Source organism: Croceimicrobium hydrocarbonivorans, from assembly GCF_014524565.1.
In the GTDB taxonomy this organism is placed as follows: Bacteria; Bacteroidota; Bacteroidia; order Flavobacteriales; family Schleiferiaceae; genus Croceimicrobium; species Croceimicrobium hydrocarbonivorans.
This window is the reverse complement of record NZ_CP060139.1, coordinates 441595-455090: the sequence shown is the minus strand read 5'-3', so window position 1 is coordinate 455090 and position 13496 is coordinate 441595. Positions and strand designations below refer to the sequence as shown.

16 protein-coding genes are annotated in these 13496 nt (G+C 43.8%); 12 read left to right on the top strand and 4 right to left on the bottom strand.

The genetic code is table 11. The annotated features are described in order from the left end of the window. Nucleotides 1–8: 8 nt before the first annotated feature. From ruvX to H4K34_RS02090, 9 genes are all read left to right on the top strand, one after another. Entirely contained in the window at nucleotides 9–419 is a 411-nt protein-coding gene (gene ruvX / locus H4K34_RS02130) for a Holliday junction resolvase RuvX (protein ID WP_210759190.1), read from the top strand. 52 nt (nucleotides 420–471) lie between these two features. Beyond that, the gene (def, locus tag H4K34_RS02125) at nucleotides 472–1044 is read left to right on the top strand and encodes a peptide deformylase (protein WP_210759189.1); all 573 of its coding nucleotides are present in this window, start codon (nucleotides 472–474) and stop codon (nucleotides 1042–1044) included. Next, nucleotides 1041–1604: a tetratricopeptide repeat protein gene (locus H4K34_RS02120; RefSeq protein WP_210760519.1), complete on the top strand. Its 564-nt coding sequence runs from the start codon at nucleotides 1041–1043 to the stop codon at nucleotides 1602–1604. The genes def and H4K34_RS02120 overlap by 4 nt, the downstream gene beginning before the upstream one ends. Nucleotides 1605–1608: 4 nt before the next feature. After that, nucleotides 1609–2049 carry a DUF5606 family protein gene (locus tag H4K34_RS02115; protein ID WP_210759188.1) on the top strand — a complete coding sequence of 147 codons (441 nt, stop codon included), beginning with the start codon at nucleotides 1609–1611 and terminating at the stop codon, nucleotides 2047–2049. A 2-nt stretch (nucleotides 2050–2051) separates the two neighbouring features. Next, on the top strand, nucleotides 2052–2834 hold the full coding sequence (gene mazG, locus H4K34_RS02110) for a nucleoside triphosphate pyrophosphohydrolase (RefSeq protein WP_210759187.1): 783 nt from the start codon (nucleotides 2052–2054) through the stop codon (nucleotides 2832–2834). 156 nt (nucleotides 2835–2990) lie between these two features. Then, nucleotides 2991–3488 carry a SixA phosphatase family protein gene (locus H4K34_RS02105; RefSeq protein WP_210759186.1) on the top strand — a complete coding sequence of 166 codons (498 nt, stop codon included), beginning with the start codon at nucleotides 2991–2993 and terminating at the stop codon, nucleotides 3486–3488. After that, the gene (ppk1, locus tag H4K34_RS02100; protein WP_210759185.1) at nucleotides 3485–5557 is read left to right on the top strand and encodes a polyphosphate kinase 1; all 2073 of its coding nucleotides are present in this window, start codon (nucleotides 3485–3487) and stop codon (nucleotides 5555–5557) included. The genes H4K34_RS02105 and ppk1 overlap by 4 nt, the downstream gene beginning before the upstream one ends. Continuing rightward, nucleotides 5554–6444: a Ppx/GppA phosphatase family protein gene (locus tag H4K34_RS02095; RefSeq protein WP_210759184.1), complete on the top strand. Its 891-nt coding sequence runs from the start codon at nucleotides 5554–5556 to the stop codon at nucleotides 6442–6444. The genes ppk1 and H4K34_RS02095 overlap by 4 nt, the downstream gene beginning before the upstream one ends. A 79-nt stretch (nucleotides 6445–6523) precedes the next feature. Continuing rightward, a complete protein-coding gene (locus H4K34_RS02090; RefSeq protein WP_210759183.1) occupies nucleotides 6524–6838 on the top strand; it encodes a thioredoxin family protein in 315 nt (104 codons plus the stop codon). An 86-nt stretch (nucleotides 6839–6924) separates the two neighbouring features. On the opposite strand, the gene tpx is transcribed toward H4K34_RS02090, so the two are convergent. The 3 genes from tpx to H4K34_RS02075 all read right to left on the bottom strand — a co-directional run bounded on the left by tpx (nucleotide 6925) and on the right by H4K34_RS02075 (nucleotide 10630). Continuing rightward, a complete protein-coding gene (gene tpx, locus H4K34_RS02085) occupies nucleotides 6925–7425 on the bottom strand; it encodes a thiol peroxidase (protein WP_210759182.1) in 501 nt (166 codons plus the stop codon). A 75-nt stretch (nucleotides 7426–7500) separates the two neighbouring features. Next, entirely contained in the window at nucleotides 7501–9411 is a 1911-nt protein-coding gene (dnaK, locus tag H4K34_RS02080; RefSeq protein WP_210759181.1) for a molecular chaperone DnaK, read from the bottom strand. Nucleotides 9412–9562: 151 nt separating this feature from the next. Beyond that, nucleotides 9563–10630 carry a hypothetical protein gene (locus H4K34_RS02075; protein ID WP_210759180.1) on the bottom strand — a complete coding sequence of 356 codons (1068 nt, stop codon included), beginning with the start codon at nucleotides 10628–10630 and terminating at the stop codon, nucleotides 9563–9565. 75 nt (nucleotides 10631–10705) lie between these two features. Here H4K34_RS02075 and panB point away from each other — a divergent pair, with 75 nt between their 5' ends. The 3 genes from panB to H4K34_RS02060 are packed head-to-tail and all read left to right on the top strand — an operon-like array spanning nucleotide 10706 to nucleotide 12902. Beyond that, nucleotides 10706–11524, top strand: coding sequence for a 3-methyl-2-oxobutanoate hydroxymethyltransferase (gene panB, locus H4K34_RS02070; RefSeq protein WP_210759179.1), 819 nt, complete (start codon nucleotides 10706–10708; stop codon nucleotides 11522–11524). 5 nt (nucleotides 11525–11529) lie between these two features. After that, on the top strand, nucleotides 11530–12219 hold the full coding sequence (locus H4K34_RS02065) for an RluA family pseudouridine synthase (protein ID WP_210760518.1): 690 nt from the start codon (nucleotides 11530–11532) through the stop codon (nucleotides 12217–12219). After that, entirely contained in the window at nucleotides 12216–12902 is a 687-nt protein-coding gene (locus H4K34_RS02060) for a hypothetical protein (RefSeq protein WP_210759178.1), read from the top strand. Before H4K34_RS02065 ends, H4K34_RS02060 begins: the two co-directional genes overlap by 4 nt. Here the strand turns inward: H4K34_RS02060 and H4K34_RS02055 are convergent. Beyond that, a complete protein-coding gene (locus H4K34_RS02055; RefSeq protein ID WP_246452175.1) occupies nucleotides 12895–13332 on the bottom strand; it encodes an Hsp20/alpha crystallin family protein in 438 nt (145 codons plus the stop codon). The two genes, H4K34_RS02060 and H4K34_RS02055, sit on opposite strands and share 8 nt — an antisense overlap. Nucleotides 13333–13496: the final 164 nt, after the last annotated feature.

Here is a 13496-nt window from a genome sequence, read left to right as displayed (position 1 = left end):
AGAAGCCCGTGGCGAAGATCATTGCTTTAGATATTGGAGGTAAAAGAACCGGCATTGCAGAGACCGATCCCTTGCAAATGATCGCGTCCCCCCGCGAAACCGTGGCAACAGACCAACTGGAGGTCTATCTTAAAGATTGGATGGCGAAGGAGGAAATTGAAGCAATTGTGCTGGGTGAACCATTGGCTTTGGATGGTGGCGACAGTCATAATTCGGCCCGCGTGCGCGAATGGCATCAAAAATTGGAGAAGCTTTTTCCCACTTTGAAGATCGTGTTACAAGACGAGCGTTTTAGTTCTAAAATGGCCCAGCGAGCGCAAATAGAGTCGGGGATGAAGAAGAAACAAAGACGCCAGAAAGGGAGCCTTGATCCCATTAGTGCGGCCATTATCTTAAGAGATTATCTCGAGCAACATTAAAAGCTTGCTTGGGGCCTTGTGGTCAATCCTTATTTTTGCCCAAATTTGCAGAATGATATTACCCATTGTGGCTTACGGTGACCCCGTCCTTAGAAAAGAAGGGGAAGATATTGAAGCGGATTATCCCGGTCTTCAGGAATTGATCGATAATATGTACGAAACCATGTATAATGCGCATGGTGTTGGATTGGCAGCTCCTCAGATTGGTAAGTCTATTCGTCTTTTCGTGGTAGATACCTCGGGCTTTGTTGACGAAGGTGAGGAGGATGTTGAAGGCCTGAACAACTTTAAGAAAGTGTTCATCAATGCGGAGATTATCGAAGAAGATGGTGATGACTTTGTGTTTAACGAAGGCTGTTTGAGTATTCCAGATATACGTGGTGATGTAGATCGCCCGGAGCGTATTGTTATTCGCTACCGAGATCGGGAATGGAATGAGCATGAAGAAACCTACGAAGGTTTAAAGGCCCGCGTTATTCAGCATGAGTACGATCATATTGATGGTATTTTATTTACCGATTATTTGAGCCCACTGCGTAAGAATATGCTGAAGAAGAAGCTCAACAATATTTCCAAAGGGCAAATTAAGGTGGGCTACCGAATGAAATTCCCATTTGCCAAATGATGAGAAAAAGCCTTTTTGTACTGGGCCTGATCGCTACTTTATCAGCCTGCCAAGGCGGTATGAGTGATGCTCAGGAACGTCAGGAATCTATTCAGGCTTTGGAAAGCCAAATGCGGAAGCAAGAACAGTTGGATACGGCTTTGGCTTCTTCGATGATTGAAGCCTATGCCAATTATATCGAAGCCTATCCCAAAGATTCATTGGCTCCATTTTATCAAAAGAAGATTGCCGAAATGCATCGGGCTTACCCAGGGCATGAGCTGCAAACGATTGAAGCTTACGAGAAATTAATTGATACCTATACCTATCACCAGGAAGCTCCCAAGGCCCTAATGTCATTGGCCTTATATTATGAGGAGATCCAGGAGCGGGATAAAGCATTATTGACCTATAAGGAGTTTGTACGCAAATTCCCCAGTCACAGTCTGGCCAATCAAGCCCGACAATTAATGGATCTGTTGTCCGAAGAAAAAAGCGATGTCGAACTGGTTCAGGAATGGATGCAGAAGGCAAAGCAAGGGAAGCAAGAAGGCGACAGTTTAACTAACTCTGTGAATTAAGATTATGAAATTAGATGATATTCTGGCTATCGGCGGAAAGCCCGGCCTGTTCAAATTGGTAAAAGCCACTCGTCAAGGCGTATTGGTAGAATCTTTATTAGATCAAAAACGCATGCCGGTTTCACAGCGTGCCGACGTATCTGCCTTGAGCGATATTGCCATTTATACTTACGAAGAGGAATTGCCTTTAGGTGAAGTTTACGATCGTTTATTCGAGAAACTGGAAGGAGCCAAGGCTTTGGACGTGAAAAAAGCCAGTGGTGATGAACTACGTGAATTCATGTCGAGCTTTTTGCCCGATTACGATGAGGAGCGTGTGTACACCTCTCACCTCAAAAAATTATTTAGCTGGTACAACCTCTTACATGAATGTGATCTTCTGAATCGTCCTGATGACAAGGCCGCGGAAGTTCCAGCAGAAGAGAGCAGCGAAGAAAGCGAATAGATATGAAACACAGCCGGCAAGAACGCCTGGAGGCCTTTGGTCGATTGCTTGATATTATGGATGATCTGCGGGAAAAATGTCCCTGGGATCGCAAGCAAACGATGGAGAGCCTGCGGCATCTCACCATTGAGGAAGTCTATGAATTAGGCGATGCCATTTTGGATGAGGACCTACCGGAAGTGAAGAAAGAACTGGGTGATCTCCTCCTGCATATGGTCTTTTATGCGAAGATTGGGGAGGAGAAACAGTCCTTTGATATTGCCGATGTTCTCAATAGCATCTGCGAAAAATTGATTCATCGCCATCCTCATATTTATGGTGATGTTGAGGCCAATGACGAAGAAACCGTTAAGGCCAATTGGGAAAAGCTAAAGCTGAAGGAAGGGAAGAAGTCGGTGCTCGAAGGAGTGCCTCGCTCCTTACCTGCCTTAGTGAAGGCCACCCGCATTCAGGATAAAGCTCGTGGGGCTGGATTTGATTGGGAAGAAACCCAGCAGGTATGGGCCAAATTACGAGAAGAGATTTCGGAACTGGAAGCAGAGGTCGAAGCTGCAGATCCTGAAAAGATTGAAGCGGAGTTTGGAGATGTACTCTTTTCGTTGATTAATATTTCCCGTTTCATTAAGGTAGATCCCGAATCTGCTTTGGAGCGCACCAATAAGAAGTTTATTCGTCGCTTCCAGTATTTGGAAGAGGCGACAAAGGCCAAGGGATTACAGCTCGATGAGATGTCTTTGGAAGAGATGGATCGCTATTGGGAAGAAGCCAAAGCCAAGGGCCTCTAATTCTCTAATTTTTTTTTCGATAATCCAGAATATTAGGCCTTAGGGATAATCGCGCTTAAAGCGAAATTATTTATGGGTTAATTTTCTGCATCCTCCTTTTCCATTAAAGGCTTTTGGCTAAATTCCCATCGGATACGCATATTTTTCCTATTATCGATGAAAAAGCTTTATCTCGTTCGTCATGCCAAGTCTTCCTGGAAGGAGGAAGGAATTACGGATTTTGACCGACCCCTTAAAGGTAGGGGCATCAGAGACGCGCATACTACTGCCCAATGGCTGCAAAAACAGGAGGAAGCACCGGAGCTTATGATCTCTAGTCCGGCCACCCGAGCCATGCATACCGCCTTAATCTTTGCTCAGGAATTACAATATCCCTTTAGTGATATTCATATCGAAGCTAATTTATACCACGGTGATCGGGATGATATCCTTCAGGCTTTAGCCAAATTGGATAATAGCATTCATTCTGTCTTTCTCTTTGGTCACAATCCCACGCTCACTAACTTTGTAAACCACTGCATCGATCATATTATCGATAATGTGCCTACCACCGGCGTGGCTTGTCTCAAATTCGAATCTGAAGATTGGAAAGCTTTGGGCCAGGAAGCCGAATTAATATTTTTCGACTATCCCAAAAGACGTAAGAAGAAGTGAATTTCCCCGCCTCTAAGCGGATTATAGCCCGCGATATTTCTTGGTTAGCATTTAATGAAAGGGTTCTACAAGAAGCCCTGGACAGTGAGAACAATCCCTTAATTGAACGCCTGCGTTTTTTAGGGATTTTTTCATCTAATATGGACGAGTTCTTCAGGGTGCGCTATGCATCGATGAAGCGCCTGGCCCAGATGACCGACCAAAAGCAAGAACGTTTGGGAGCCCTGGAACCGGAGCAGGTTCTCATGGAGATCTCGGAGAAGGTGCAAGTTATGCAGGCCCGTTCTCAGGAAATTAATGATCAATTGATGCAGGAACTTTCCGAGCATGATATTGAGATCGTTAATGAAAAGGAGCTCACCGCTGGTCAGCAAGAATATGTCCGAAAATTCTTCATCGAAAAGGTAAGTCCTACGGTTTTTACCTTGATGCTGGGGCAAAGTCAGGAATTACCAGAACTTAGGGATAAGTCTATTTACCTGGCCATTCGCATGTATGTGAAACAGAATCCGGATGAGCCTCGCTTTGCCTTAATTGAAGTTCCTTCGGAGCAGGTAGGGCGCTTTGTAAGTCTACCGCGTTACGGCAAGCAATATGTAATGTATTTAGAGGACGTGATTCGCTACAATCTGGAATATATCCTCTTTATCTATAATATCGATCGCATTGAAGCGCATACGGTGAAGATCACCCGTGATGCCGAATTGGATTTGGATGATGATGTTTCGAAAAGCTTTTTAGAGAAAATGACGCGCTCGGTAAAAAACCGTCGTTCGGGAGATCCGGTGCGCTTTGTGTATGATAAAGAAATTGCCGAGGAAACCCTGCAATACCTTGTGGGAGAAATGGACCTCGATAGCTACGATAGCCTGATTGCAGGTGGTCGCTATCACAATAAAAAGGACCTGATTAAATTCCCCAATATTGGTGATAAGGAGCTGGAATTTGAAAGTCTGCCTCAATTGGCGCATCCCGATTTGGATATGGATCGCAGTATTTTGGAGGTTTTGGATACCAAGGATGTATTGCTCTTTTTACCCTATCATAATTTCAGTTATATCATCCGTACCCTAAGAGAAGCGGCCATTGATCCTGAAGTACGTTCCATTGATATAACCTTGTATCGAATGGCTTCGGATTCGAGGGTGATTTCCGCCTTGGTGAATGCGGCTAAAAATGGTAAGGAAGTTACAGCGGTAATTGAGCTTCAGGCGAGATTTGATGAAGCCAATAATATTCAGTGGACCGAAGTTCTCCAGAGTGAAGGGGTAAACGTAATCTTTGGCGTGCAAGGCTTAAAGGTGCACAGCAAGGTTATTTTGATTACCAAAGAAGTAGAGGGCCGCGAGCAATTATATGCTTCGGTGGGAACCGGAAACTTTAATGAAAGCACCTCTAAGCTTTATACGGATTATCATCTCCTTACGGCGGATAAAAGGATCACCAAGGATGTAGCGAGGGTATTCGATTTTCTGCGAAATAATTATAAGGTTAAGAAGTATCGCCACCTTTTGGTTTCGCCTCATGATACCCGTAGAGGCTTTATTAAGCTGATTGAAAAGGAAATCGAAAATGCCAAAAAGGGACTTTCTTCCGGCATTAAGATGAAATTGAACTCCCTCTCAGATGTAAAGCTTATCGACAAGCTTTATGAAGCCAGTGCCTATGGCGTGCAAGTGCAGATGGTGATTCGTGGTATCTGTTCTTTAGTGCCCGGTCAAAAGGGGATGAGCGAGAATATTGAAGCAATCTCTATCTTAGATCGTTATTTAGAGCACAGCAGATTAATCATATTTGAAAACGGCGGTGATCCGAAATACTTCTTAGGATCAGCAGATTGGATGCCTCGAAACCTGGATTATCGGGTGGAGGTTACCACTCCGGTTTACGATGAAAAAGTGAAGCGTCAATTGCGCGATCATTTTGAGATTATCTGGAAGGACAATGTGAAATCGCGCTGGCATAATGCCGAACTCAATAATGAGTATCGACAAATTCGCGGACCTAAGATTCGCTCGCAATATGCCATGCACGACTATGTGAAGAAGCAATTAAAGTTAGGGAAGTGAAAATCCACAAATTAGCCGGAATTGATATTGGTTCGAACTCAGTTCGACTTTTGGTGTCCAACGTTATTGAGTCTGGCGAAACCATAATGTTTAAGAAATCCTCCTTAACGCGTTTACCCATTCGTTTGGGACCAGATGCTTTTGGAGAAGGACGGATCGGCGAAAGCAATTTAAAACGCCTTATCGCGGGGATGTCGGCCTACCGGAAAATTATGGAAGTACATGGAGTGGAGAAATACCGCGCCTGTGCCACCTCCGCTTTACGGGAGTCGAAGAACGGTATTCAGGTAGTAGAGCGCATCTATCGCGAAAGTGGAGTGAATATCGAATTAATCAGCGGCAAAGAAGAGGCCCGCATGATTTTTAGTTCGGATATGATTGGCGATGTGGCGGAAGCCCATGAGACCTTTCTTTATATCGATGTGGGGGGTGGTAGTACCGAGCTCACTCTTTTCCATAAAGGGGAAATCCGCAACAGTCGATCTTTTAAAATAGGAACCATTCGTTTGCTTAAGGACCTGGTGAAGAAAAAGCGCTGGGAGGAAATGAAGGAATGGATTCAAGAGAAAACAGAAGATTTTGATGAGGTGCTGATGGTTGGCTCCGGGGGTAACATCAACCGAACCTTTAAATTAGCTCAAAAGCGAAAGGGGGAAACCATGACCTTAAAAGGTTTGCGGGGGATCCGCGAGCAAATCCTGAATTTTGATGATGATCAGCGGATGATTGAATTTGATTTGAATCCAGATCGTACCGACGTTTTACCTCATGCCTTGCGCATTTATATCAATGCTATGAAATGGGCTGGGGCCGAAGAGATGATCGTACCCAAGAAAGGTTTGGCCGATGGAATCGTACGCTTCTTATACCGCGAGCATTTTCAATAGATGATAATCATTTTCTATTGAATTATTTTTCTGATAGTTTTATTAGATGCTATATTTGTAGCCGAATAAAACGATAATCATGGCAGTTCAAGTGGTAAACGATAGCGAGTTCAAAGAGATACTCGCCAATAATTCTAAAGTTGCAGTAAAATTTTACGCCGACTGGTGTGGAAACTGCAAGCTCTTCGCTCCTAAATACAAGCGTGTTAGCAATGAGGAAGAGCAAGCCGACACCGTATTTGTAGACATTAACGCCGAAGAAAATCCCGAGGCTCGTAAAATGGCGGGAGTAGATAACCTTCCCTTTTTAGCAGTCTTTAAGGATGGTCAATTGGTAGAAGGTAGTGCCAGCAGTAAAGAAGATTATCTGCGCAGCCTTCTAGCCAAATTATAAGCTTCATTCAGAAGGGGATAGGATGAAAGAGAAAAGCCGTCACGGTACTACCGAGACGGCTTTCTTTCTTTATAAAGCTAGCAGGCCTAGTTTAAAGCGGCCAGAGCTGCATCATAATCCGGAGCCTGACCAATTTCTGGAACTTGCTCGGTATAGATGATTTTTCCTTCTTCGTTTACGATGATTACGGCGCGTGAAAAGAAATCCTTCATGCCACCGTCAAGCATACGAACTTTGTAATTGTCGCTGAAATTGCTGTTGCGCAATTCGCTTAAACCAATCGCATCTTCAATTCCTTCTGCTGCACAAAAACGCTTGTGTGCGAATGGAAGGTCGCGAGAGATATTTAATACCACCACGCCATCTTGGCCAGCGGCATCTGCATTAAACTTACGTGCAGAAGCGGAGCAAACTCCGGTATCGATGCTAGGGAAGATATTCAATACCACCTTCTGACCTTTAAATTCAGCCAGGCTGCGATCTTGTAAAGCGGTATCAGTTAAACTAAAATCGGGAGCCATAGTGCCTACTGCGGGCAGTTCGCCTTGAGTTTGAACAGGGTTTCCACCCAGAGTGATTTGTGCCATTTATCGTGTTTTTTATTAGGAACAAAAAAGCCCCGAGATTGATCATCGGGGCTTCAAATTTACTTTGCAAAGGGATTACTTATTGTCATCCACTTCTTCAAATTCTACGTCGGTAACATCGTCGCCGCCATTGCCAGCTTCTGCACCGCCCTGCGCTCCGGCACCTGCATCAGCAGCACCTTCCTGTTGGGCTTTGTACATTTCTTCAGAAGCATTTTTCCAGGCTTCATTGATTTGCTCCATGGCTTTGTCGATACCTTCCAAATCTTGAGCACCGTGGGCGGCTTTCAAGCTTTCAAGAGCTGTTTCGATAGGCGCTTTTTTATCATCAGATAATTTTTCGCCAAACTCTTTTAATTGCTTCTCAGTTTGGAAGATCATGCTATCAGCCTGGTTCAGTTTCTCAACTTTTTCCTTGGCTGCTTTATCTGCTTCAGCATTAGCTTCAGCTTCTTGTTTCATTTTGTCGATTTCTTCTTTGCTTAAGCCAGAAGAAGCTTCGATACGAATACTTTGCTCTTTGCCAGTCGCTTTATCCTTAGCGCTTACGTTTAGGATACCATTTGCGTCAATGTCAAAGGTTACCTCAATTTGAGGAACTCCACGTGGTGCAGGAGGTATATCAGTCAGTTGGAAGCGACCGATAGTCTTGTTATCCTGAGCCATTGGGCGCTCACCTTGCAATACGTGGATATCCACGGCAGGCTGATTGTCGCTGGCGGTAGAGAATACCTCCGATTTATTAGTAGGGATAGTAGTATTGGCCTCAATCAATTTGGTGAATACGCCACCCATGGTTTCGATACCTAAAGAAAGTGGGGTAACATCCAGAAGCAATACATCTTTCACATCACCAGCCAATACACCACCTTGAATGGCAGCACCTAAGGCTACTACTTCATCAGGGTTTACACCTTTAGAAGGATCTTTACCGAAGAAGCTCTTCACAGCATCCTGAATGGCAGGAATACGAGTAGAACCACCTACCAGGATTACCTGATCGATATCGGATACATCCAGATCAGCATTCTTAAGAGCGGTGCGACAAGGAGCGATGGTACGATCTACTAAATCATGTACTAATTGCTCGAATTTGGCACGGCTTAATTTGCGAACCAAGTGCTTAGGACCACTAGCAGTTGCAGTGATATAAGGCAAGTTGATTTCGGTGTCGCTAGAAGAAGACAATTCGATTTTAGCTTTCTCAGCAGCTTCTTTCAAGCGTTGTAAGGCCATTGCATCTTTGCTTAAGTCGAAATCTTCTTCCGCTTTAAACTCATCAATTAACCAGTCGATTACGGCTTGATCAAAGTCATCACCACCTAAGTGAGTATCACCATCAGTAGCTAATACTTCGAATACACCATCACCTAATTCGAGGATAGAAACGTCGTGGGTACCACCACCACAGTCGAATACGGCTACTTTCTGGTCCTGACCTTTTTTGTCGATACCATAAGCCAAAGAGGCTGCAGTAGGTTCGTTGATGATACGACGTACTTTTAAACCAGCGATTTCTCCGGCTTCTTTGGTCGCCTGACGTTGAGAGTCGTTAAAGTAAGCGGGTACAGTAATTACCGCTTCTGTTACTTCTTCACCCAAATAATCTTCAGCGGTTTTCTTCATTTTCTGAAGCACCATTGCTGATAATTCTTGTGGAGTGTATTTGCGATCATCGATCTCTACCCGAGGGGTATCGTTATCGCCTTTAATTACCTTATAAGGAACTCGTCCGGCTTCTTTGGATACTTCTGAAAAAGAAGATCCCATGAAGCGCTTAATAGAGCTGATCGTCTTATGTGGATTGGTGATCGCCTGACGTTTGGCAGGGTCACCTACTTTGCGCTCACCGCCTTCTACAAATGCAATCACAGAAGGGGTTGTGCGTTTTCCTTCGCTATTTGGAATCACCACTGGTTCGTTACCTTCCATAACGGCAACGCAGGAGTTAGTGGTTCCTAAGTCAATGCCAATGATTTTTCCCATGGCTTTTATTGAATTTTAATGGTTAGCTCAATCATTCGCCTCTAAATAGTCAAAGCATGTGCCAAGGCCCTGAAACAAAAAAAATCCTGTCATACCTGACAGGATCGTAGATTTTGACTGACTATTTGAGTTGTTCGTGCCGCTCTGTCAGTTAAAAACAAACTTTTTGATTATCGATGCAGTAGCATGTGTCAGTTCCGCCTAATTCCACTCGTGCAAAGTTGAGGTCGCAAACAATACCGCTTTCCAGCAAGCGATCGTAAATGCTTTGCTGTAATCGGCAATCATTACGACGGGCAAAGGTGCGAGAACTAAGGATACCGGTTCCATTGATTACCTGCTCATATTGCGGGCGGTTTTGGTTTACGCCATTAGAAGGTTTGCTCAGTTCTATAAAGGTCATTAACTCTTCCGAAGCACCAATAATCTCTACATCCATACCAACGAAAAAGCGTAGAATATTCTTAGAAGGATCTTCTTCTATACGGGCCGCTAAAGCTGAGTAAAGTTCGTTAGCGCTGAAGAGGATATCGATCTGATCGAATGGATTTTCTTCCAGGGGCAGGCGGATGGTTTCGGTTTTAAACTCTTCGCTGCCGGTCGATTTATTGTATTCTTTGTAGTGGAAGTATAGAATAGGCTGATAGGCAATCATCTTCTCAGTTGCCTGGGGATCATTACCATCGGTATTTTGACGAACATTGAATTGCAATCGTCCATCGAAATAACGGGCGGTAATAATAGGTAAAGGACGGGTAATATTAATGCTGCCAACAATTCCGGTTCGGGCACTGGCAACGCTACCATCGGCGCGATTTACTACAATTTCGTATTCGCGGCTACTCTGAATGTCGAAGCTGCTAGGGATGCGATACAAGTGGTAACCTTCATCGGTATAAATACCACTGTCTAATGGAATGCTATTATCCCAAATAAGCTCTACCTCCTGATTGAAAGTGCTGGCTCCCGGATTGTATTCGCGGATGAAAACATCAATTTCCGTAGAGTCGTAATAGAGAGAATCACTAATGCGATAGGAAGCACTGGCAGCTTCATCTCCTAAATACCCTCTTTGGATACGTACGTAATTGGTATCCAATACCGGGTTCAGCATGCCATACATGATGGTCATGTCCTTGTATTCGGCATTGATCTGGATCTCATTATCACAGGCCGAGAACAAAATCAAAGAACCTAATGCTGCTAAAAATTTCTTCATGTTACAGAGTAAAAGATTTGTGGGTCAAAAGCCACACGCCTCAAAAGTATAAATTTGCATTCACAATTATTTAATATGTCCGTAGCAAGCTCAGACTTTAAGAAGGTTACTACCAATTCGGTACAGGAAATGAAACGCCAGGGAGAGAAAATCTCCATGCTTACCGCTTATGATTTCACCTTGGCGGGAATTGTAGATAAAGCGGGGATCGATGTAATCCTGGTGGGCGATAGTGCCTCCAATGTAATGGCTGGTCATGAAACCACTTTACCTATTACTCTGGATCAAATGATTTACCATGCTTCCAGTGTGGTGCGTGCTGTTGATCGGGCCTTAGTGGTAGTAGATTTGCCTTTCGGATCTTATCAAGGAAATTCCAAGGAAGCCCTGGGCTCCGCTATTCGCATCATGAAGGAGAGTGGCGGTCATGCCGTGAAACTCGAAGGTGGGGTAGAGATTATCGAATCGATTGAGCGTATTCTTACTGCCGGTATTCCAGTGATGGGGCATTTGGGATTAACCCCACAAAGCATCTATAAATTCGGTACCTATACCGTTCGCGCTCGTCAGGAGGCAGAAGCCGAAAAGCTGATTAGTGACGCGAAAGCATTGGAAGAAGCTGGCTGTTTTGCTTTGGTATTGGAGAAAATCCCTGCCGATTTAGCCGAAAGAGTAGCGCAGGAATTAAATATTCCGGTAATCGGTATTGGTGCCGGTGCCGGAGTAGATGGTCAGGTATTGGTTTTACACGATATGCTGGGCATGACGCATGAGTTTAATCCTCGTTTCTTACGTCGTTATTTGGACCTCTACTCTGAAATTACCGGTGCGGTACAATCTTATGTTCACGATGTGAAAAGCCGCGATTTCCCTAATGATAAAGAGCAGTATTAGTGCCCATTAGCGAGCGGATTTTATTCGAAGACAATCATCTTATCATCGTAAATAAGCTCGCGGGCGAATTGGTCCAGGGCGATTTTACCGGTGATAAGCCCTTGCTCGAAAAAGTGCGGGATTACATTCGGGATACCTATAATAAACCCGGCAATGTTTTTTGCGGATTGGTGCATCGCTTAGATCGTCCTACCTCCGGAATTGTAGTATTTGCTAAAACCAGCAAGGCTTTAAGCCGGATGAATAAAATCTTCGAAAAGCGGGAGGTGCGTAAAATCTATTATGCCATCGTGCAGGAGAAGCCTAATCCGACTGAAGGCCGTTTAGAACACTATTTAAAGAAAGAAGCAAAAAACAACAAATCCTATCCTCGACCTGCCAGCGATAAAAATGCGAAGAAGGCAGAATTGACCTATAAGCTTATAGCTGATTCGCAACGCTATTTTCTGCTGGAAGTGGAATTGCATACCGGTCGTCACCATCAAATCCGAGCGCAATTAGCTGCGATTGGTTGCCCCATTAAGGGCGATTTAAAATATGGCTTTGATCGCTCTAATCACGATGCTAGCATCAGTTTGCATGCCGGTCGAATTCAATTCGAACATCCGGTAGGAGGGGAGGCCATTGATATAGTAGCCGCAAATCCTGGGGAAGATGCGATTTGGCGTATCTTTAACCCTAAGATCACTGCATGAAACTGCTATTCGAATTAGTAACGCTCTTGCTTTTATTCATCCTTTTTCGGGGTGCTATAAAACGTTTTCTCCCTAAGAAAACGGAGATGGATCGTTTTTCCCCCGAATCTTTAAAAGCGCTCAGGCGTTTTCGTGGTCGTTATTTTCAATTACTGCTCTTGTTCATAATGATCTTTGGAACCGGGATCTTTTTCCTCCTGGTTTGGATCAATGGCAGCGAGCTAATGGCGCCGGATTCCGTCGCTATTTACTTTCCCTTAAAAAATTCTGCTTTTTGGCAAGCTTCCATTTTAGGTGGACTTTTAATAGGTTCTCTTATCGCCTTTCGGCTGAATCGCAAGCTGCAGAGGGATGGCCTCAGTTTCTATTTGGAGGAACTGCAAGAGTTGGCTCAGGGCTATCAAAGCTTTGGAACTTTCAGGTATCTGCAATATGGCTTGGGCTTGCTATTATTTGCAGTGCTGTCTTATTCCGCTTTAAGTAGTGGTATTGCTTTGGATAAGGCTTCTGTTACTATAATGGAACCTTTTGGGCATTTGGATAATCATCAATTTACAGAAATAAAAAAGCTGGATACCTTAGATGATATCCAGCTTTTACTTGATGAAAAGGACACTATTAACCTGTCTTTTTATAAAATAGATACTCTGCGATTAAATCTATTTCTTGAAGAGCTTAATTAATTTCAATTAAGCGAGAAGCTTTTTTAGTTTCTTCTTTTTTAGGCACGCTCAGGTGAAGGATTCCATCTTCAAAGCGAGCCGTAATGCCTTCAGCATTTACCCGATCTTCTGGTAAGCGAAACTGACGTTCGAAATTGTGAATGCGGAACTCACGGCGCAAGTAATTACTTTCCTTTTCCTCTTTGTTTTCCTTGCGTTCAGCCTTGAGGGTGAGCAGGTCTCCATCTACTTCGATATGCAAATCTTCTTTGCGATACCCAGGAGCTAAAAGCTCAATTTCGAACTGCGAATCATTCTCCATGATATTCACAGATTCTTTACGATGATTTACCATGTTTCGATTCATCCAATGAAGGGGTTCGTCGCGGAAAAATCCATCGAATAACTGATCGAATAATGGGGCTTCGTTTTGTCTTTTTATAACTTTCATTGTATTGTTTTTTTCTTTTGACTTCCCCCTGCTTATTACAATTGAAATGCCAAGGGATGAATTAGGTTAAGCCAGAGACTTTTGCGTGTCTTTTTGTCTGTTTTGAATAAATTTAACCGTCATATTTTCAGGTGAAGGTTAATTCTCCTGTCAAATTGTTTTTC

Coding starts and splice junctions, on each gene's coding strand:
- def (WP_210759189.1), top strand. CDS start 472: ATGATATTACCCATTGTGGCTTACGGTGACCCCGTCCTTAGAAAAGAA.
- H4K34_RS02120 (WP_210760519.1), top strand. CDS start 1,041: ATGATGAGAAAAAGCCTTTTTGTACTGGGCCTGATCGCTACTTTATCA.
- H4K34_RS02115 (WP_210759188.1), top strand. CDS start 1,609: ATGAAATTAGATGATATTCTGGCTATCGGCGGAAAGCCCGGCCTGTTC.
- mazG (WP_210759187.1), top strand. CDS start 2,052: ATGAAACACAGCCGGCAAGAACGCCTGGAGGCCTTTGGTCGATTGCTT.
- H4K34_RS02105 (WP_210759186.1), top strand. CDS start 2,991: ATGAAAAAGCTTTATCTCGTTCGTCATGCCAAGTCTTCCTGGAAGGAG.
- H4K34_RS02090 (WP_210759183.1), top strand. CDS start 6,524: ATGGCAGTTCAAGTGGTAAACGATAGCGAGTTCAAAGAGATACTCGCC.
- tpx (WP_210759182.1), bottom strand. CDS start 7,425: ATGGCACAAATCACTCTGGGTGGAAACCCTGTTCAAACTCAAGGCGAA.
- dnaK (WP_210759181.1), bottom strand. CDS start 9,411: ATGGGAAAAATCATTGGCATTGACTTAGGAACCACTAACTCCTGCGTT.
- H4K34_RS02075 (WP_210759180.1), bottom strand. CDS start 10,630: ATGAAGAAATTTTTAGCAGCATTAGGTTCTTTGATTTTGTTCTCGGCC.
- panB (WP_210759179.1), top strand. CDS start 10,706: ATGTCCGTAGCAAGCTCAGACTTTAAGAAGGTTACTACCAATTCGGTA.
- H4K34_RS02060 (WP_210759178.1), top strand. CDS start 12,216: ATGAAACTGCTATTCGAATTAGTAACGCTCTTGCTTTTATTCATCCTT.
- H4K34_RS02055 (WP_246452175.1), bottom strand. CDS start 13,332: ATGAAAGTTATAAAAAGACAAAACGAAGCCCCATTATTCGATCAGTTA.